The sequence below is a fragment of the Novosphingopyxis iocasae genome, assembly GCF_014334095.1.
In the GTDB taxonomy this organism is placed as follows: domain Bacteria; phylum Pseudomonadota; class Alphaproteobacteria; order Sphingomonadales; family Sphingomonadaceae; genus Novosphingopyxis; species Novosphingopyxis iocasae.
Genome location: NZ_CP060495.1, coordinates 2,740,601 through 2,760,859, shown reverse-complemented (window position 1 = coordinate 2,760,859; position 20,259 = coordinate 2,740,601). Strand labels below are relative to the sequence as shown.

The following is a 20,259-nucleotide window of genomic DNA, read 5'->3' as shown; positions in this document are numbered from 1 at the left end:
CCCCTAACTGGCCGTGACCACGAACTGCCCCATCATGCCTGCGTCCTCGTGCTCGAGGATATGACAGTGATACATGTAGGGAGTGTCGGGATCGGTATTCTCTTCGAACCGTAGCAGCAGCCTGACCTGTTCACGCGGGTTGACGATAACGGTGTCCTTGAAGCCCGCCTCTTCCGCCCGCGGAGGCCGGCCGTCCCGGTCGAGCAAGCGGAACTGCACGTTATGAATATGAAAGGGATGCGCCATCATCGATGCGTTGGCGATTTCCCATATTTCCCACTGACCCACCGGTACGCGCTGATTGATGACATCCATGTCCATGGTCTGGCCGTTGATCGACATACCCCGACCCATCATGCCCATATCGAGTACGAAACGGCGGCTGCGAACGGCGAGCGAGGGGTCTGGCGCGGCTAGCGCGGCGAGGGTGGGCGGGAGCATCACTGGAGTCGACGAGCCGGAGGGGCGCATATCGAGGATGGAAAATGTGCGGCCCTGCCTCTCGCGACCGGTCCGGTTTCCCATCATTCCGCCGCCCATCATACCCCCGCCTTGCCCGCCCATCATGCCCATGGCGTTAGCAGGGCTGCTGGCAATCAGCCGGAGCGGGCGCCCTTCGGAAAGATCGACGATCACTTGTGCGCGTTCGCCTGGGGCAAGGGTAAGACTGCGAACCTCGCTTGGCGCGGCAAGCAGGCCGCCATCGCTTGCGATGAGTTGCATCGGACGATCACCTTCGAGCGAGAAGGTGTAGAACCGCGCATTCGATCCATTGAGAAGCCGCAGGCGCAGCGGACCGGCGGCGGCCTCGAAAACGGCATTGGCCGTTCCGTTCACATAGATGCGCTCACCCATCACCCCCATCATCCGCGAGTGCATGTCGAGCGGGTAAACAAGGCGGCCCGAGCTGTCGATCACGCGATCCTGCACGACGAGCGGTATGTCATCTACACCGTACCGGCTCGGCAGATCGAGGCGATCCTCTTCCTCGTCGCGCACGTAGATCGGGGCAGCAAGTCCGGTATAGACCTGTGGTCCGGCCCGGCGATGCAGATGCGAATGATACCAGTATAACGAAGCGCGCTGGCGTATTTCGAAGGACGGGCTCCAGCGCTCGCCGGGCCGCACGAGCTGGTGCGGTCCGCCATCCGCTGTGGCGGGAAGTTCGAAACCATGCCAGTGGACAGTCGCGTCCTCGGCAAGCTTGTTGTCGATCTGAAAGCGAACCTGTTCGCCGCGGCGCATTTCGAGGGTGGGCCCGAGATAGGATGCATCGATGCCGATTGTCGGAGACGGAGTGTCGGACACGAATTCTTTCTCGCCAGGTGTGAGGGAGAGGCGAAAGACACGCTCGCCCCGTTCGATCGTTCCGGCCTGTAGCCGAGGTATGGCAAGAGGTTTGCTTGCACCTGATCGATCGAGCGACATCCTGCTTTGCGTATCGCAGCCCAGCAGCGGCAGCGCCGCGAAACCCGTCGCCGCGAGACCGGCGCTCTTCATGAAATCGCGCCGATCCTGAAAGTTGGGCCTGTCGATATCGGGCATATTCACCTGTTTTTGCGTGGGAGGCACCGGCGCAACCGAGCGCCTCCCACCCTTCATGCTATCGCGGCGTTACCGAGGTAACGACGCTGCCTTCGGTTCCAGTACGAAATTTAAAGGCTATTCCCTCACCGACACTGACCTGTTCGAGGATTTGCGCGTCGGCTTCGAATGCCATGGTCATCGCGGGCCACCCGATACTTTCGACCGGACCATGCTCGATGGTCACAGTGCCCGCCTCGGAATCGATGGCTGTAACCGTTCCCTCCGCGCTGGCGCTCTGCTCGCCGCCGGTCTCCTCCGCCATCGGCATTTCGCCTGACATGGGCATGCTGTCCGAGTTCGCCATGTCGTCTGACATCATGGTCTCTGAGCTGTCGTCTGCAGCGTCGCAGGCTGCAAGCGCCAGCGGTGCCGCGAGCAGGATCATATAGGTTGGGGTACGCATTCTTCTTCTCCTTGAGGGTTGGCCGGTTTTTCCGGACGGGGGCGCCGCAACAACAGATAGGCGGCGGGAAGCAGGAACATGGACAGGAGCGGCGCGGTAATCATACCGCCGATCATCGGTGCCGCGATCCGGCTCATCACCTCCGAGCCAGCTCCGGTACCGATCAAGATCGGGAACAGACCCGCAAGGATCACCGCTACGGTCATCGCCTTGGGTCGGACACGCAAGAGCGCCCCTTCGCGGATCGCCTGATCCACTTCCTCGGCGCTCAAATCGCCACTTCGTTTCTCGAGGGCTGCCTTGAGATAGATCAGCATGATCACGCCGAACTCGGCCGATACACCTGCCAGGGCAATGAATCCGACGGCAGTTGCGACCGACTGGTTGTAGCCCATCAGATAGAGGAGCCAGTAGCCGCCTGACAGGGCGAATGGCAGCGTACCCATGATAAGCATTGCCTCGTCCCACCTTCTGAAGATCAGATAGAGCAGCAGGAAAATGATGACGAGCGTGGCGGGTACGACGATCTGCAGCCGTTCGTAGGCGCGGGTAAGGTACTCGAACTGACCCGCGTAGGACAGGCTGACGCCCGCCGGAAGATTGACGCTTGCGGCGACCGCTTCTTGGAGGTCGGCAACCACCGATGTAAGATCGCGGTCGCGCACATCCACATAGATGTAGCTGGTCAATCGTCCCTGTTCGCTCTTGAGCATGGGGGGGCCATCGCTGACGCCGATCCGTGCGACCGTGCCGAGCGTAATCTGTTGTCCCGACGGCGTCAGGAGGGGCAAGGTTCGCAATTCGTCCACGCTGTCGCGAATTTCACGGGGGTAGCGCACATTGATCGGATAGCGCGCCAGACCTTCAACAGTCCGCGCGACATTGGCCCCACCAATAGCGCCCGAGACGATCTGCTGGATATCGGAGATGTTGAGGCCGTATCTCGCCGCTGCGGCGCGATCGATGTCGACATCGACGTAGCGCCCGCCGGAAAGCCTCTCGGCCAGAGCCGAACTGACGCCGGGAATCGTCTTTGCCACACCCTCGACCTCGAGCGCCACCCGTTCGATCTCTGCAAGATCCTCGCCCGAAACCTTGACCCCGATCGGGCTCTTGATCCCGGTCGCCAGCATATCGATGCGGTTACGGATAGGGGGTACCCAGACATTGGCGAGACCGGGCACTTGAACGACCCGGTCGAGCTCTTCGATCAGCGCATCAGTCGTCATGGCTTCGCGCCATTCCTCCCGCGGCCGGAACCGGATCGTGGTCTCGAACATGGTGAGCGGAGCCGGGTCGGTAGCCGTATCTGCACGGCCGGCCTTGCCGAAGACTGTTTCGACTTCCGGTACCGATTTGATGAGGCGGTCGGTGCGCTGCAGCAGCGCCGAGGCCTCGCCTGGCGATAGACCGGGAAGGGCGCTCGGCATGTAGAGCAGATCGCCCTCGTCGAGCGGCGGGAGAAACTCTCCGCCGAGCTGCGAGAAGGGGATCAGCGTGGTGAGGAAGATCGCGCCTGCAACCGCGAGCGTGGCTTTTGGCCAGCGCATCACCCAATTAAGGCCCGGTCGGTAAATCCTGGTCAGCCAGCGATTGAGGAAATTGGAGTCTTCTGACGGTATCTTACCCCTGATCAGCCAGCCCATCATCACCGGAACCAGTGTAACCGACAGCAGCGCAGCCGCCGCCATGGCATAGGTCTTGGTGAAGGCAAGCGGTGCAAACAACCGGCCTTCCTGGGCTTGTAGGGTAAACACGGGCAGGAACGACAAGGTTATGATCAGAAGGCTGAAGAACAGCGCCGGTCCCACTTCCTTCGATGCATCGGCGATGATCCGCCAGCGTTCCTTGACCGAAAGCACCGTGTCGGGATTTTCATGCTCCCATCGCTCGAGATGCTTGTGCGCATTTTCGATCATCACAACGGCTGCATCGACCATGGCGCCGACCGCGATAGCGATCCCGCCCAGCGACATGATATTGGCATTCACCCCCTGGAAACGCATCACGATGAACGCCGCGAGCACGCCCAAAGGCAGGGTGATGATGGCGACAAGTGCCGAACGTGCGTGCCAGAGGAACAGCGCGCATACGATCGCGACGACGATGAACTCCTCGATCAGCTTGGTCGTCAAATTCTCCACCGAGGCGTCGATAAGCTGCGATCGGTCGTAGGTGGTGACGATCTCGACGCCCTCGGGAAGGCTCGCCTGCAATTCGTCCAGCTTTTCCTCGACCGCCTGGATTGCGCTGCGAGCGTCCGCGCCCTGTCTGAGAACGATGATGCCGCCGGCGACCTCTCCTTCGCCGTTGAGCTCGGCAATGCCGCGGCGCAGCTCCGGCCCGACCTGGATTGTGGCGACATCGCCAAGGGTAACCGGAACCCCGCCAGTTGCAGTCCTGAGGGGAATCTCGCGGAAATCGTCCAGCGTCGTCAGATAGCCCGACGCGCGTACCATGTATTCGGCCTCACCCATCTCGACGATCGAACCGCCGGCCTCCTGGTTGGACGACTGGATGGCGTTTACGATCTCGGCATGCGTGACGCCGAACGATGCCATCCGGTAAGGTTCGAGCACGATCTGGTATTGTTTCACCATACCGCCGACACTCGCGACTTCGGCAATGCCGGGGATCGTCTTGAGCTCGTAGCGCAGAAACCAGTCCTGCAGGCTGCGCAGCCCGGCAAGGTCATGACCGCCCGTGCGATCGACAAGCGCATATTCGTAAATCCACCCCACGCCCGTCGCATCCGGACCGAGCGTGCTCGTAACACCCTCGGGCAGGCGGTTCTGCACCTGATTGAGATATTCGAGCACCCGCGACCGTGCCCAGTAAAGGTCGGTACCGTCCTCGAAAATGATATAAACGTAGCTGTCGCCGAACATCGAGTAGCCGCGTACGGTCTTCGCTCCCGGCACCGACAGCATGGTCGTGGCCATCGGGTAGGTCACCTGGTCCTCGACAATCCGGGGCGCCTGGCCCGGATAGTTGGATCGGACGACAACCTGGACATCGGACAGATCGGGCAAAGCATCGACCGGAGTTGTGCGGACGGCCCAGAACCCGCCAAGGGTCACAGCTATGGCGGCGAGGACGATGAAAAGCCGATTGGCGATCGAGGCATCGATAATGCGCGCGATCATTGCCCGGCACTCCTGATGGTCTCGATACGGGGGCCGGCGTCCTGCTGGGTGAAGGTAAAGCGCACTCTATCGCCTTCCTCGAACCCGCTGATCTGCGCTGCATTCTTCGTGCGGAAACTCATCGTCATGGCGGGCCAGTCTAGCCGCGGGACAGGTCCGTGCCGCAGCGTGACGGAGCCATCGGCAATCTTCTCGATCGTCCCCATTGCGCTGAATGTCACTGGTTGGTCTTCACCGTCCCGGTTCGGACCTGCCTCATCGATCGCACGAACATCAAGTCCTGCCAGGCTTGCCTCGGAATCGAGCAGGAACTGGCCCGAGGTCACGACCTCTTCGCCTTGCGAAAGGCCGGCCAGCACTTCGGTCCTGCCTCCCGCCTCACGGCCGATCCGGACTTCGGCAGGCATGAAGCCGCCCTCGTCCTGCTTGATCATGACGATGGTGCGGCGCCCGGTCCGGATCACCGCTTCGGAAGGAACCAGCAGAGCGCGCCGGGTGTCGGGGGTCAGCGAGACCTGCGCGAACATGCCCGGCTTGAGCCGTCCGGAAGGATTGGGCAATTGTGCGCGGACGGTGATTGTCCGGCTGGCATCCTGTGCGCTCGGCAAGATCGCGATGATCGGTCCGGAAAATCTCTCATCGGGAAACGCGGTCAGGGTTGCACTGACAGGTTGGCCGACCCGGATATTCGCTGCTTGTGTTTCGGGCACCGATGCCTCGAGCCAGATCGGCGAGAATCCGGTTATTTCCGCCAGGGTCTGGCCTGCCATCACGGTCATGCCGGGTCGCACGCCGAGCATGGTGATGGCCCCGCCGGTCGGCGCGGTGACCGTGATCGTCGCCTGCGCGCGGCCGGTCCGGCCCACCGATGAAATTTGCCCATTCGACATGCCGAGCAGCCGCATCCGCTCGCGCATGGCCTGTGCAAGCTGTTCATCGCCGCTGTTCAGGACGGCCAGATATTCCTGCTGCGCTCCTCCCCATTCGGGTACGAGAATATCGGCCAGCGGCGCGCCTCGGCTCACCACATCGTCTGGAGCACGCCCATAGGTTCGTTGTACAAAGCCGCCAGCCCTTGGCTGGACAATTGCAACGTCCCGCCCATTGTAAGCGAGAACACCGGTAACGGACACGTCCGGCTCAAGTACGCCGTATTCGGCCTCGGCGGTGCGGATGCCGAAGTTCTGGACAAGCCCCGCGTCGATCTGAACCCCGGAGGTGGCCTCCTCGCCAGCGCATTTGGGAACAAGTTCCATATCCATGAACGGCGATTTTCCAGGCTCGTCGAAACGCTGTCCCGGCACCATCGGATCGTACCAGTAAAGCACGTCCTCACATTCGGCGCTGGATGATCCCCCGTTGCCATTTGCCTGACTTCCGCTCTCACCCCGCTGCGATAACCCGTATCCTGCGGTGACGCTGATCAGGGCGACCGTTGCCGCCATCGTCCAGGATTTCTGGCGCGGCGACAGTTTGTCCCACGCGGCTCCCATTTTGGCTCTCATGGCTGGAACTCCGTATAGGTCAGTCGCAAGGTCGTCGCGGCTTCAACTGTCGCCTCCTCACGCTCAAGGATCTCGATTTGTAGGAGCGCCAGCGCCTTGATCGCTTCGATGACGTCCAGCAGTTCGGCGCGGTTTGCCGCGAAGCTGGCCCTTTCGAGATCAGCCCGGCTTTGGGCGAGGGGTAGCAACTCCTCCGTGGCTCGCTGCCACTGGCGGTATGCGCTGCGCCAAGCGGCAAGGTCGGCCTCGAATTGCGCTTGCAGTTCGCGCAAGCGATCAAGCTGAATTGCTTGCGCTGCGCTTGCTTCGGCTTCAGCAGCGGCAATCCTCGGGTTCTGCCGCCTGCCCGCAAAGATGGGGAGCGTAATCGAGCCCATGACCGAGACGACATCACCGAACATCGGATCGCGCCTGCCATAGCTGACATTGATGCCGAAATCGGGCCGCTTCTCCGACCGGGCAAGATCGATCCTCGCATCTGCCTGTCGAACCTGTGCGATAGCGAGAATGATATCGGGATTAAGCTCTAGGGTCGCCCGGAGTCGCTCGGCATCGACATCCGCCGCGGGGATAGCCCCGGTGGCAACTGCGCCTTGCACAGCAGCATATCGCGCCAACATGGCCCGTGCCGCGTCAAGGTCGCCTTCTAGGCGGGTCCGCATGTCCTCGACTTCCAGTACCGCACGGCGAATTTCGAGGCTCTCAGCCGGCCTGGCCGATCCCGCCGCAACGGCGCTCCGCGCCAAGGGCACCAGCCTTTCGATCTGCCTAAGTGCCTCATCGATAACATTCAGAGCCTGTTGGGTGTACGCGAGCGAAATCCAGGCCTCGCCTGCTCCAAGCCGAGCCGTGAGCTGCGCGCGGGTCAACTGCGCGGAAGCCAGATCTATATCGGCCACTGCCATGCGCGCTCTCGCATGGCGCTCCGCGAGATTGGGTATGTCCTGCTCCACACCGACCTGGATCTGGGTGGGCAGCTGCCGGTCGATCTCGAAGGCTGCCGGGCCTGCCACCGGAAGGTTCTGAATCCCAGCGCGGAGGCGAGGATCTGGTAGTTCGTCAGCTGCATCAGCGACGCTGCGACGTGCCTCGAGCTGCAACTCCCGCGCTCGCACCTGCGGCTGTTCGCTAACGGCCGCTCTCAATGCCTCCTCGTAGCCGATTGACTGCGCGTAACTAGCTGGCGCCAAAGCCAGCAGGACCGGAAATGCGGTCCAGCAAATTTTCTGCATGATTTCTAGATTCCGCTAGAGCGCGCGATATAAGCGCGGACGGAACAAACGACCATCGCTAGGCGCGACGGAAAATTCGTTCAGCTTCAGTATGCAGGGCAGTCCCTGGCAATACTCAGAATTGCTCTTGCGGGGGCGGCGGCTCGGGTCCTTGATCAACGAGAGCCGGAGAATATGCGGCAAATGGGGTGAACAACGAACGCACAGCAATTTTCGTACGTTCGCCTGATGGGGCTGTGATCATGGCCAGTGGAGCGATACAACCGAGGACCACAAGGCAATCCAGGCGAAGATTTTTGCACGGTCCGGGTTGGTCTTCCGAAGCGGTCGTAGCACCAGTCTCCATGCGCATCTCGTTACACGCCGCCTCGCTTCCCGCCGGTGCTTGCGGCACCGCCGAGGCATGAGCGGCCGACTGGACAAAGAGTCCGCAAGCAATCAGAAAAATTCCAAGAGAGCGCAGTAACTGCATCATCTAACTCTACGGGCGCAGCCGAGCCTCGACAAGCCTTCGGGATCTGTTGTGGTAGAAATCATAAATACGGTCCGCTTGCATGGGACATGAGATCAGCAGGATTCACCGATCATTGTTCGGATGGTGCCTGCCCCGCAGGGAGGGGGCAGGCTTAGGCGAAGACAATCTGGCAAATTGACGTGTGGTGCTCAGGATTACCCTGCCTCTTCATTCGACATCTGTTCCTGTTTCATCTTCATCATTTCATTGCAGTTGCGCATCATGTCCATCATTTGAGCGCGCATTTCCGGATCGTTCATCATCGCCATCATTTCAGCGCGCATCTCGGGGTTGTTCATCATCGCCATCATCCCGGACATGTCACCATCCATGTCCGACATTTCGCCCTGCATTGCACCATGCTCGTGGCTGCTCTCTTGGCCTTGCGAGCTCTCTTGTGGAGCGGGCTGATGATCGACTTGGGATTGCGCGGCCGCAGCTGTTGCGAGACCGGCGGTCGCCAAGGCTCCGAGCGCCGCTAATTTAAAACTATTAATAAAAAAGTTCCTTTCATTGTTCCGATAAGTTCAGCTTTGCGTCGTCATGCGCAGGAACTGGAAGCGCGCGAACTTGCCGCTCAGGTCACCTGCCTGGGTCATCCGCACATATCTGGCTTGCATTTTTTCCAGGGCGGTGCGGCTTCTGGGCATGTCGGCGTCAATGCGCGGGAGTGCGCTTTCTTCTTATAACCTTTCTCCGCGAATCGAACATTACCCAAAAGATAGGGCTTCCCATCATGGGAAGGTCAAGAGGGGCGTCAGAATAAAAATTGTCGGCGCAGGCTGTTTGCTTTCCTATCGTGGGAAAGTTATCCAGCATGCATGAGCCAACTGCACACAATTGGTGAGGCCGCCGCAGACAGTGGCGTGTCGGCCAAGATGATCAGGCATTATGAGAAAATCGGTCTGATCGGAGCGGCCGAACGCACCGAAGCTGGCTATCGGCTTTACGGCCCTGCCGAAATACATACGCTGCGGTTCATCCGCCGCGCCCGCAACCTTGGCTTTTCGGTAGATGATATCGGCGAATTGCTCGGTCTGTGGCACGACGAGAAAAGAGCCAGCAAGGATGTCCGGGAGGTTGCCGCCGGACACTTGGGTGCTCTGCGCGCCAAGGCGGCAGAAATTCTTTCCATGATCGACGCTCTTGAGCATCTTATCGCGGGTTGCACGAACGATGACCGGCCAGATTGTCCTATTCTCAAAGATCTTTCCAACGATGCCAATCCTGCCTTAGCAAAAGAAGTCGGTCACAAGTTCGGATACCAGCGGGTCTGCTAAAAACAGAGTTGGCGCTGGTCTGTTCTCATGGTTCGCTTCATTTTGGGTTGGACCAGCAATTGGCTGAGGACGCGTCCGACATTTGACCGGCGAGACACATAAGACTCCTGGAGCGGGCCCGAAGGTGCTGCGTCGTTGTTCGCAAAACCTCAAGCTTGGCCAGTTTCGCGATTGCAGTTTTTTGCCAAGGCGTGGTCTGCCCGTTTGCGAAGTTTAATTCGCAACAAATCTCGGTGTCAGCTCTATTGAGTGGAACATATCCATTCGCTGAAACGATCTTTTCTCCAAGCTCCCGACCTTTTCCCATTCAGCCAATATGAGGGGTTGGAGCAGATGGCTCGTACTGTAAGCGTGACCCATCAGAGACGCACCAAGATCAGCACCTGCGCGACCTCCTTGTGCGGTCCAGGTCGGCACCGAGTTCGCCAATTCGTCGCATGGAGGGGGCTTGACCTTCCAACGATGGGAACCGTTACCTTATGATTTTCTATGATTTGAGCGAAGCTGCCCTGACGGGAAATGCTTTTGCACAGACCGACCGATGAAGGAGTGGAATTATGCATGTTAAGGACATTATGACGAAGGATCCCGCCTGCTGCGACAAGGATGCGAGCGTACAGGATGCAGCGAAGCTCATGGTGGGAAACGACTGCGGAGAGATTCCTGTTGTTGATGACCAAGGCGGTCTGGTGGGTGTCGTCACAGATCGGGACATTTGCTGTCGCGTCGTAGCTGAAGGCAAGTCGCCCGACACCCCGGTGGGGGACATCATGACCCGTTCGGTTGTCACTGTCACGCCGGATACCGAGGTAGATGCATGTTGCTCCACGATGGAGAGCAACCAGGTCCGGCGCGTTCCCGTGATTGATGACGAAGGGAATTGCTGCGGCATGGTTTCCCAGGCTGATATTGCACGGTCCGGTGCCGATGCAAAGACCGCAGAACTCGTCGAGGAAATCTCCAAGCCATCTCAGGAAAAGGCCTCATCGGGTTGTTGCTAGTCCGAGGGCAGCTGCAGGACCGTCCTCCCGCGAGGACGGTTCTGTCTTGAAGAGTAATCCCAAGATCAACGCGATGGAGTAGATTATGGCTAGAGGCGTCGTCCTGATAACCGGTGCAAGCGGATACATTGGGCGCGCTTTGGTTGATCGGTTGAGCGACCAGTACCGCATCATCGGCCTCGATCGCTCGGTCGCGAAAGACGTTCCCGGACTAGAAGCCTCATACGCCATCGACCTCGCGGACGAAGCGTCGGTTGTCGACGCCTTGACCAATGTGCGTGCCGCGCATTCAAACACGATTGCAGCTTGCATTCACCTGGCTGCCTATTTCGACATCACGGGCGAGCCAAACCCGCTGTACACCAATGTCAATGTTGAAGGGTCGCGCAGGCTGATTACGGCACTGCAGGACTTCGATGTCGAACAGTTCATCTATGCAAGCTCGATGCTTGTACACGAGCCCAAACCGCTGCCGGGCGTACGTATCGACGAATCCAGTCCGCTTGGACCGACGTGGCCTTACCCTCAATCGAAGGTCGATGCGGAACAGGTACTGCGCGAGAACCGTGGCGACATTCCGGTTGTATTCTTGCGGTTTGCGGGGGTTTACGACGACGAGGGGCACTCCGCCTTTCTCGCCGAACAGATTGCCGGTGTCTATGAGCATCGCGTGTCGGCGCATCTGTATCCGGGAATGTTGTGCGCTGCACAATCGGCACTGCATCTTGACGATCTGACCAAGGCGGTCGAGCAGACTATCGCTCATCGCACTGACCTCGAGGGCGAGATGCCGATACTTGTCGGCGAGCCCGAAACGCTGGGCTATGCCGAGATACAGGACATCGTTCATTGCCAGATCCACGGCAAGGAATGGACGACAGTGCGCATTCCAAAAAGCGTGGCGAAACTGGGCACGTGGATCGAGGAAGAAGTCCTCGGTCATGACGGATTCGTCAAGCAGTGGATGGTCGATGACGCAAACGCTCACTACATTCTCGATATCTCCCGCGCCCGGAAACTGCTGGGGTGGGAACCAGAGCACTCGCTCCGCGAAACGCTTCCGACCATCATCGACGCGTTGCAAGCCGACCCGCAGGACTGGTACGAAACGAACAAGCTGAACACGTCCCGCGTGGCCTGGCATCCAAAGAGTTCGGATGCAGCGAAGACCGAACCGGCGCGACCTCAATCGCAAGACACCGATATAGCGCATGATGGGCACCAGATGGACGGCGACATGAACAATATGGACGGCGATATGCAGCATATGGACGGACCCCAGCGCGGTACCCGCTGGACGCAGTTTGCTGTCATCGGACTCGGCCTCTGGCTTGCTGCAAGTCCTGGTGTTTATGACGTCGTATCCGCCGATACTGCGCGTGCTTCGGTCGTAGCGGTCACTCTCGAGCGGGGTTTGCCGTCGATCGAATGGCGGGCCAACGCTCTTGCTCTGAGCGATATGCTGAGCGGGATCGCATTGATGATCTTCGGCGCGATGTCGCTTTCGAAGCGCACCGCCTGGTTGGGGCAGTGGGCGACGGCCTTTGTCGGCATCTGGCTGCTTTTCGCGCCCTTGTTCTTCTGGAGTCCGAGCGCGGCCCAATATCTGACCAATATGCTTGTCGGTACATTGGCGATCGCATTCTCGGTGCTGGTGCCAATGATGCCCGGCATGAGCATGGAAGGGATGATGGACAAGAAGTCCATCCCGCCCGGGTGGACCTACAGTCCCTCGACCGATGCCCAGCGATTCCCGATTGTTGCGATGGGCATCATCGGCCTTCTGATATCGCGCATGCTTACCTCCTACCAGCTTGGCCATATCGATGTGGCGTGGGAGCCGTTTTTCTCCGGATCGCTTGGCGATCCCAAGAACGGCACCGAGGAAATCATCACGTCGGATGTATCCAAGGCCTGGCCGATCCCGGATGCCGGACTAGGGGCGGTCAGCTATGTGCTCGAGATCCTAATGGCGGTCATGGGAACCCGCACGCGCTGGCGCACGATGCCGTGGATGGTTACCTTCTTCGGCATTCTGGTCATTCCGCTCGGTGTGGTCAGTATCTATTTCGTGATCATTCAGCCGATAATGATCGGGACGTGGAGTACGCCGGCTCTGATTGCTGCGCTTGCGATGCTCATCATGATCCCGTTCTCGCTCGATGAAGTCATCGCCATGGGACAGTATCTCTACTGGTCGAAAAAGGAAGGCAAGTCACTCGTTCGTACCTTCTTCAAGGGCGGCGCAGTGTCAAACGGTGAAATCGACGATACCGACTATATGACCGACGCGCGTTCGATCTGGACGAACACGGTGCGCGGCGTGACCTTCCCGTGGACCCTGGTGGCCAGCACGGCTCTGGGAGCGTGGCTGATGCTGACAAGGATAACGCTTGGCAGCGAGGGGGCGATGGCCAACAGCGATCACGTGGTGGGTGCTTTGGTGATTACGGTGGCAATCATCGCGACCGCGGAAGTCGCGCGCGCCCTGCGCTTCATCAACGCTGCATTCGGTGCCTGGCTGGTCGCAGCGCCCTTCATGCTTGCAGGGGCTTCGGCTGCCGTAACGGTGGCCTCGGTTGGGGTCGGACTGCTCTTGATCGGACTGAGCCTGCCTCGCGGTAAGCGAAGCGGTGAGCATTATGCGGGCTGGGATCGGTTTGTCGTATGACCGGTTGACCCGAGCAAAGCGGATCTGGCGCTCTTCCTTTAGGAACAGGATGAAGACGAGGTCGGACCCGCATTCTTCTCAGAGCATCGCTAGAAATGTGCCCTGAGTACCCACAAAATAAGTAGGAGTATTTTACATGACCCTTTCAATTGGCTCGACAGCCCCCGATTTCACAGCCCAGACCACACAAGGAAACATTCACTTCCATGATTGGATGGGTGACAGCTGGGCAATCCTCTTTTCCCATCCCAAGGCATTTACACCGGTTTGCACGACCGAGCTTGGTTATATGGCCGGGCTTGGCGAGGAATTTGCCAAACGCAACACCAAGATTATTGGCCTTTCGGTCGACAGCAGCCAGGATAATCGCGATTGGCTTCCCGATATCGAGGAGGTGAGTGGAAATAAGGTCGACTATCCCGTGGTCGGCGACAGCGACCTACAGGTCGCCAAGCTTTATAATATGCTGCCGGCCGACGAAGCGGGTAATGCGGAGAGGCGAACCGCAGCCGATAACGCCACCGTCCGCGCTGTCTATATCATCGGGCCAGACAAGAAAATTCGCGCCGTGCTGCTTTATCCGATGAGCAGCGGGCGGAATTTCGATGAAGTGCTCCGGCTGCTTGATTCGGTGCAACTCACCGAACGCAAGGGTGTAGCGACGCCGGTCAATTGGCAGAAGGGTGATGATGTGATTATTCCGCCTTCCTTGTCGGACGAAGATGCGAAAGCCAAATATCCCGATGGCTGGGACGAAAAGAAACCGTATTTGCGTGTGATCCAAGAACCGATCGACTAATTGCGCGAACAGGTTGCCAGCAATTGCATGTCGGCGTGAATATAGCATGCTCATGCTAGAATTTGAGCGCGTCGCCACACCTGCGAGTGGATCTATCTGTTCGATATATAGATTGGCAAGAAGCGTAAGCGATTAGGTGTACGGTAAAACCAAATCCGGTCCCGATCGGTTTTCTCCTCGTTAATCGAATGGCGGCCCCACCTCCCCCTGAACCCTGCGGATCGCAGGTGTCCCGGGGCCGTTCAGGAACCCCGCGCTTCACCCAACCCTGGCGCGGGGTTCCGTCTTTCAGGTACAATAGCTGTTGAGCGCGGCTATGTTGGTCAAAGGACTGCGGCGTCCGCCGAGCTTGGACACCTCAGCTGCGTAACGGGGTTGAGGAGCTGTCAGTGTGACGCAATTGACCTCGACCTTCAATTGGTGGAGGGCTATGCCACATCGGCGAAATACAATGAACCCTCGCGTGTGAAGCCTCTGTTCGAACGAGTACTATGGCAGACCTATTTGAAGACTTCATATGGGTAAGGGCCGTTCGTGGTTGCTAGTCGCTTGATGGCCGAACCGACTCATGCTGTCGAACCACTACCTTTGCACGACGGCAAGACGACCGTTGTGAGCGTCATAAGCAGTTCGGCTGCTGTTTTGGCAGCTTGCTCTTGCTGCATTCTACCGATGGTGCTGGTTGCCGCCGGGCTGAGTGCGAGCCTGAGCAGTGTTTTGGCGCCTCTGGGTTCGCTCCATTGGCCAATGACCGCATTTTCGATGATTGCGGTGGCGGCTAGTTGGCTCATTGTTCTGCGCAAACATCGGCACACGAGTCATTGCCACTCCCGGGCCGCAGTTAAATGGCTCAAGAACCGTCAGATAATTTTGCTCCTGGTTGCAACCGTGATGAGCTTCATCGCGGCCGCCTGGGGCTATTTCGAGCCAACTCTCATGAAAGCATTTATGTAATCCGAGGTTCTGAGAGAACGACACTCGGATTGGCTCCTTTTACTGCGATAGCGAAACTTTGCGGGGATCTATAAAGCGCGACCGGACAATGAGGGTTCAGACGATCTTCTGCGCGCAACGTCCTACAGACAAATGCGCCTTGGCAATGTTCGAGGGTAAGCATTTTCGGAATCGAGCGAAAAAAAGCGGTCTTAATTGCGACAGGTTCAAAAAAGCTCCCCAATCCCGAAGGACTCCAATTCGATTGTCATCCCGATGTGGTTCTGATGATAGCCTCCCCGGTTCGTTCAAATGATTGGGAATGCGGATAGCGCGCAATAGCCCGCACATGGCTCCGCGGTGGCCAAGGCAATCCAACCTATCCCTGCGGTGATTTCCCGCCGAGCTCGTGCAGTCGCTCGACAGCATCTTCAGAGCAATTTCCGCATTTCAGATTGGTAGGCACGGCCACGTCGATTTTTTCAAGGTAGGGCAGGTCCAGCACGGCCCTGATCTGCTGAAATTCGAAAAAGTGAGACATCGCCATTCAAGCGGGGGTTGCGTTTGCCTGCCTGTATGATCGTCGAGACGCGCCCCCCTGCACAATCAAGCGCAGGATAGACCAGCGTGTCTTCCGGTAGGCCAAACAGCTTTCGCGCACGGCCCTGAAGGGATCGCGGGTTGGCCATTTTCGAGGTTTTCCAGCTTTTTAGCCCTGCGCGTTTGTCCATGCGCCCATGGAGCCCAGATAGACGTCGAGGTGTTTGAAGCCTTGGCTTGCGAGCCAGCCCGCTGCTACGCTCGCCCTCATGCCGCTGGCGCACATCAAAGTGTAATGACGGTCGCGATCGAGCTCTTTCCAGCGGGTGTTGAGCTCGCCGACATAGACATGTTCGGATTCATCGATGCTGCCTTGCTGCCGTTCGTCAAGGGCGCGCACGTCGAGCAAGGTCCAATCTTCGCTGTCCTCAGCGAGCCTGCGTGCGACTTCCTCGGTGTCGATCATGGCAATACTTTGCATCGCTTTGCCCTGTGCGGCGGCTGGGATCACGCCGACATAGCCGCCGACAATATTATCGAGACCAATGCGCACCAAATGCGCCATAGCTTGAGCGAGCTCGTCTTCTTCGGAAGCGATTAGGGCTATCGTGTCGCCTTCGCTGATGAACCACCCGGCAAAGGCGGGTATCATTCCCACTGGAAGGCACACGGCACCCTGCATATGACCGGCGGCATAGGCGAGCGGCTCGCGTACATCGACCAGATGATCGGCGCCGCTCTCGCCGAGGTCTTCCAGCCCCAGAAGCCTTGGCCGCATGACTCGCGGCGCGGCATTGGCGCCTTCGAGATTGAGCCGCTCCATTAGCCGAAAATAAGGTGGCTGGTAATGATGCTCTTCTACCTTCGCCTTGATGAACTCGTCGCGGTCAGCAATGCGCAGCCGCGGGTTGTTGCGCCGCTCATGGCCGATTGTCGAGAATTCCCGGTCTGCCATTCCGGACCCGCAAACCGATCCGGCACCGTGCGCCGGGTATATGATTGTCTGGTCACCCAGAGCGCAAATCTTTTGCAATGAATCGTACAGGAGGCCCGCGACCTCCCGCGCGCGCTCGGGATAGAAATCGGTTCGGCCGACGTCGCCCACGAAGAGCGCATCGCCGGTGAACACGCCGACCGGTCCTTCGGGATAATCGTCGTCGTGAAAGACGAAGGCGAGATGATCGTCGGTGTGACCGGGGGTTTCGAGCACTTCGACCCTGATCTTACCGATCTCGAAAACGTCGCCCTCTCGCGCGGTGTCGGCGAACACAACCTCATCCGCAGGGTTTGGACCGTGCAGAACGCGGGCACCGGTCATTTTGGCCAGTACCGGCGATCCCGTGATGAGATCCTCATTCCTGTGCGTTTCGAAGATATGCGTGATCTCCAGCCCTTCGGCGCGGGCTCGCTCGAGATATATCTCGCAGTCGCGGCGCGGATCGATGACCGCTGCCTTGCCCTGCGAACCGATCAGATAGGAAAGGTGCGAAAGGCCGGGGGTCTTTATCTTCTCAAGCAGCATATCTTACCTCGTTGTTGGAATGTTTCCGCAAGTCCGCATCGATCTAGTCGATCCCGAGTTCGGCCTTGAGCGCCGAGACGTTCTCGAAGCGGTCTTCTTCTGGCCGGGCGATAGCGGGTTTAGCGTTGACCCAGGTGTTCTCGCAGACGAATTCGAGCATCGCTGCCGCGAGGTCGGCGTGCCTGCAGCGAAAGCAATCTTGGGCAAGGCGCTCGTCGGTAATGACGGCTTCACCCGTATAGGGTTCGTCGAGGAGCCAGCCCGGTCGCGCAGCCGTCCATTTCAGGCCTTTCGCGCGCTCCAGAAGATCTTCCATGGCGCGCATCTGTTCGAGAATATTGTGCAAGGCTGGTCTTGCTGTGAGCTCGAACCATGCAGGAACGCTGGGCTGCGGCTCTACGAACGCCGCCGATATCACGACGATCCGGGAAATGCCGGTCGCCGACATCGCTTCCACAAGCCTGCGGGTTCCCTCCGTGTAAAGCGGAGGCGGATCGATCGCCGTGGATGGGCTAAATCCTATACCGAGTGCGGAAATAACAGCACGGCAACCTTCGAGCTCGCTGCTGAAGTCGTCATTGAGTACATCGCACTGGAGGTACTCGACGTTGTCGACCCGGTCCGATGGTTCGGGCAAGGTGTGCTCGAACGCTCGAACTTCGATGCCCTTGTGAACCGCATGGCGCAGTATTTCCGTGCCGGTCTTTCCTCCGGCACCGAAGACCGCAAGGGGGGCTGCATCGCTCACAGGCTCAGCTTCCACTGTAGCACCTCATTATAAATTCGGCCGCGCGTGCCGGGCCGAACATGATCATAGAGCGGGCACCGACGCACGCTGGCGCCCGCTCGCTCGTGTTCACGCCTCGCTGTTGCCGCAGGTCGTGTACCCCCAGAACCCGAACTCGTCCTTCATCCGAGGTCCGGCGACGATGAGTTCCTGCATCTGCAGGCCCGCGTCTCCTTCGTCATCGAGAAGGCGCGTGCGGATACGAAGCTCACCATTCGCATACTCACCCGAGGCGCTTGCTGTGACAGGGATCAGCTTGCCGTTGATCTTGATCGCGCCGCCACCGCTGTTGTCGTAGACGAACGACGGAAACGCGACCTCAGTCAGGCGAAACTGACACGTGTTCTCGGCTCCCAGCGTGGCGAGGTCCGCGTCGCTCATGGTCTCGGGCAGCATGAGGCCCGGGCTGAGGTTGGCAAGAGCGCTCGCAGCACTCTCTATCGGCGCCGCAGTTGCCGGGGGATCGAGCTGTGCTTCGCGATCATTGCCGACCGCGGTATTGGTGTTGCAGGCCGCCAGAGGGAGGGCTGCAAGCGTCAGGATTGCGATCTTGTTCATTGCTGCATCTCCTCGGGCAGGCGTTCTTCGGTGCGCGGACCGTTTTCCTCGATGTCCTGGATGAGATATTTCATCTCGGCGATCTCGCGCCGCTGCGCGACGATGATGGCCTGCGCGAGTTCGCGAACCCGCGGATCCTTCAGGCTCGCCCTCTCGCTAGTCATGATCGCGATCGAGTGGTGCGGGATCATCGCGGCCATGTATTCGGTATCGTCCACCGTGGTCTGGCTGCGTACGAGCCATAGCGCGAGCGCGAAGACGACGGCTCCGACACCCAAGATGATGAAGTTCTTGGTCCGGTCCTTGTACATGCCCCACATGAAGAGAAGCATGACCACCATCATCATCGCGCCCATGACGAACATCATCCAGAAGCGCGTCTCGCTCCAGAAAACGTCGTCCATGTCGAAGCTGTTGGCATACATCAGGAAGAACATGATCACGGTCGAGGTCGATACCATTGCCATGAACCGCCAGTAGTTGCCGCCCCCTCCACCTTTTTCGTGTGCATCGTGCCTAGCTTCAGCCATATCAATTCTCCTTTTCGCTCATGGTTTGATAGACATATTGGGCGGTGCAACTGATCATCAGGAACCCGGTAAGGGCGGCGATGCCGGAAATGGCGCGCATGTGCCCGGCGGGCAGAATATCGCCGAGACCGACCGTCGAGATCGTGATCAGCGCGAAGTAGTAATAATCCATCCAGCTGTTGATGACGTCCTTCTCGAGCCCGCCAAGGCCCCAGACGGAAGCGAGATACATTCCGCCCGCGAATATGCCGGCGATGACCAGATGGCTGAGAAGAACGAGGCTGGAGCCTGCAAGCAGCCGGAAATGGCGTGGGTCCTTGCCTGGCGGAGAAACGGCTTTCGCCCCGCGCAGCATCAACATGTGGAAGTAGAGAGAGATCGCGAACAGCGCGAAACCGAGAAGCAGTGCCCAAATCATAGCGAGACCCAACCCAGGGCCTTGGCACCCATCCAAAGACCCATACCGATCATGAACAGGTTCTCGGTCAACGATACGAAGCCGAGCGGCACGTTGCTGCTTCCGCCGACGCAAGCGCATTTCAACTCGCGCTTGTCGATGTAGACCGCCTTGAACACGCTGACCGCGCCGACCGTCCCTATGAACAGCGATACCGGAACCGAGACGATCGGAAGCGCGTGCGCGACCATTAATATTCCAGCCAAACCCTCACCGAACGGATATAGAAATCCATATCGTACCCAGCGTCGCGCCAGCAGATCGTAGTTGAGGAACATGGTCGAGAAGCTGCGCACGTCCTGCAACTTCTGGATCGCGAGCAAGGCCATCGATAGGCTGACAAACCATTCGACCGCTTCCACCGTGAAAATCGTGTCGAAAACGTACCAGCTAATTGCCAGACCCAGGAGGAAAGCGACGCCGAAAATGGCAATGACGGGCTGGTAGCTGGTCTCGTCATCACCGGCTTGCGTTCTTTTCTTGCCGACATGCTCACGGACATCGTCGTAACCTCCGATGCGCTTCCCGCCGATGAAGGTTTGGGGGGTGGTTTCTACCCCATGCTGCTCTTTGAACGCATCGGTCTCCTCGCGCGTTTTCAAATGGTGGTCGTCCACCTCGAAACCTTCGCGTTTGAGCAAATCGACCGTTTTCAATCCATACGGACAAACGTGGTCCGGCATGACCATTCGGTAAACGGTGGCAGTTTTAGTCGTCACGATATGCTCCGTCTTGAATTTCTTTTGATCCGCGAACTTGGCGCCTCGATCCTCGTCGGCTTTTGGTCGCTGCCT

At 58.9% G+C, this 20,259-nt stretch carries 17 protein-coding genes; 5 read left to right on the top strand and 12 right to left on the bottom strand.

Annotated elements, in window-relative coordinates:
- Positions 1-3 precede the first annotated feature (3 nt).
- From H7X45_RS13200 to H7X45_RS13175, 6 genes are all read right to left on the bottom strand, one after another.
- The gene (locus H7X45_RS13200) at positions 4-1,545 is read right to left on the bottom strand and encodes a multicopper oxidase family protein (protein WP_156843024.1); all 1,542 of its coding nucleotides are present in this window, start codon (positions 1,543-1,545) and stop codon (positions 4-6) included.
- A 58-nt stretch (positions 1,546-1,603) separates the two neighbouring features.
- Complete coding sequence (locus H7X45_RS13195; protein ID WP_224801918.1) at positions 1,604-1,990, bottom strand: copper-binding protein; 387 nt, start codon at positions 1,988-1,990, stop codon at positions 1,604-1,606.
- The gene (locus H7X45_RS13190) at positions 1,969-5,136 is read right to left on the bottom strand and encodes an efflux RND transporter permease subunit (RefSeq protein WP_156843025.1); all 3,168 of its coding nucleotides are present in this window, start codon (positions 5,134-5,136) and stop codon (positions 1,969-1,971) included. The genes H7X45_RS13195 and H7X45_RS13190 overlap by 22 nt, the downstream gene beginning before the upstream one ends.
- The gene (locus H7X45_RS13185) at positions 5,133-6,629 is read right to left on the bottom strand and encodes an efflux RND transporter periplasmic adaptor subunit (RefSeq protein ID WP_119511744.1); all 1,497 of its coding nucleotides are present in this window, start codon (positions 6,627-6,629) and stop codon (positions 5,133-5,135) included. Before H7X45_RS13185 ends, H7X45_RS13190 begins: the two co-directional genes overlap by 4 nt.
- Positions 6,630-6,637: 8 nt before the next feature.
- On the bottom strand, positions 6,638-7,873 hold the full coding sequence (locus H7X45_RS13180; protein ID WP_119511743.1) for a TolC family protein: 1,236 nt from the start codon (positions 7,871-7,873) through the stop codon (positions 6,638-6,640).
- Between the two features lie 669 nt (positions 7,874-8,542).
- Positions 8,543-8,851, bottom strand: coding sequence for a hypothetical protein (locus tag H7X45_RS13175; protein WP_160661439.1), 309 nt, complete (start codon positions 8,849-8,851; stop codon positions 8,543-8,545).
- A gap of 357 nt (positions 8,852-9,208) precedes the next feature.
- Between H7X45_RS13175 and H7X45_RS13170 the strand changes: the two genes are divergently transcribed.
- From H7X45_RS13170 to H7X45_RS13150, 5 genes are all read left to right on the top strand, one after another.
- Positions 9,209-9,667, top strand: coding sequence for a MerR family DNA-binding protein (locus H7X45_RS13170; protein ID WP_160661438.1), 459 nt, complete (start codon positions 9,209-9,211; stop codon positions 9,665-9,667).
- A gap of 557 nt (positions 9,668-10,224) precedes the next feature.
- Positions 10,225-10,668 (top strand): CBS domain-containing protein, encoded by a 444-nt coding sequence (locus tag H7X45_RS13165; RefSeq protein WP_160661437.1) that lies wholly within the window; start codon positions 10,225-10,227, stop codon positions 10,666-10,668.
- Positions 10,669-10,819: 151 nt separating this feature from the next.
- Positions 10,820-13,339, top strand: coding sequence for a vitamin K epoxide reductase family protein (locus H7X45_RS13160; RefSeq protein ID WP_246449468.1), 2,520 nt, complete (start codon positions 10,820-10,822; stop codon positions 13,337-13,339).
- 136 nt (positions 13,340-13,475) lie between these two features.
- A complete protein-coding gene (locus H7X45_RS13155) occupies positions 13,476-14,138 on the top strand; it encodes a peroxiredoxin (RefSeq protein WP_160661435.1) in 663 nt (220 codons plus the stop codon).
- Between the two features lie 552 nt (positions 14,139-14,690).
- Entirely contained in the window at positions 14,691-15,092 is a 402-nt protein-coding gene (locus H7X45_RS13150) for a hypothetical protein (RefSeq protein ID WP_156842684.1), read from the top strand.
- A 688-nt stretch (positions 15,093-15,780) separates the two neighbouring features.
- On the opposite strand, the gene H7X45_RS13145 is transcribed toward H7X45_RS13150, so the two are convergent.
- The 6 genes from H7X45_RS13145 to H7X45_RS13120 all read right to left on the bottom strand — a co-directional run bounded on the left by H7X45_RS13145 (position 15,781) and on the right by H7X45_RS13120 (position 20,154).
- Positions 15,781-17,133 (bottom strand): MBL fold metallo-hydrolase, encoded by a 1,353-nt coding sequence (locus H7X45_RS13145; protein ID WP_156842685.1) that lies wholly within the window; start codon positions 17,131-17,133, stop codon positions 15,781-15,783.
- 43 nt (positions 17,134-17,176) lie between these two features.
- Positions 17,177-17,881, bottom strand: coding sequence for an NAD(P)-dependent oxidoreductase (locus H7X45_RS13140; protein WP_119511735.1), 705 nt, complete (start codon positions 17,879-17,881; stop codon positions 17,177-17,179).
- A 108-nt stretch (positions 17,882-17,989) separates the two neighbouring features.
- Positions 17,990-18,478 carry a DUF6692 family protein gene (locus H7X45_RS13135; protein WP_009823998.1) on the bottom strand — a complete coding sequence of 163 codons (489 nt, stop codon included), beginning with the start codon at positions 18,476-18,478 and terminating at the stop codon, positions 17,990-17,992.
- Positions 18,475-18,939 (bottom strand): DUF305 domain-containing protein, encoded by a 465-nt coding sequence (locus H7X45_RS13130; RefSeq protein WP_008603933.1) that lies wholly within the window; start codon positions 18,937-18,939, stop codon positions 18,475-18,477. Before H7X45_RS13130 ends, H7X45_RS13135 begins: the two co-directional genes overlap by 4 nt.
- 70 nt (positions 18,940-19,009) lie before the next feature.
- Complete coding sequence (locus H7X45_RS13125; RefSeq protein ID WP_008603934.1) at positions 19,010-19,426, bottom strand: potassium channel family protein; 417 nt, start codon at positions 19,424-19,426, stop codon at positions 19,010-19,012.
- A complete protein-coding gene (locus tag H7X45_RS13120) occupies positions 19,423-20,154 on the bottom strand; it encodes a glutaredoxin family protein (protein WP_009823997.1) in 732 nt (243 codons plus the stop codon). The genes H7X45_RS13125 and H7X45_RS13120 overlap by 4 nt, the downstream gene beginning before the upstream one ends.
- Positions 20,155-20,259 lie beyond the last annotated feature (105 nt).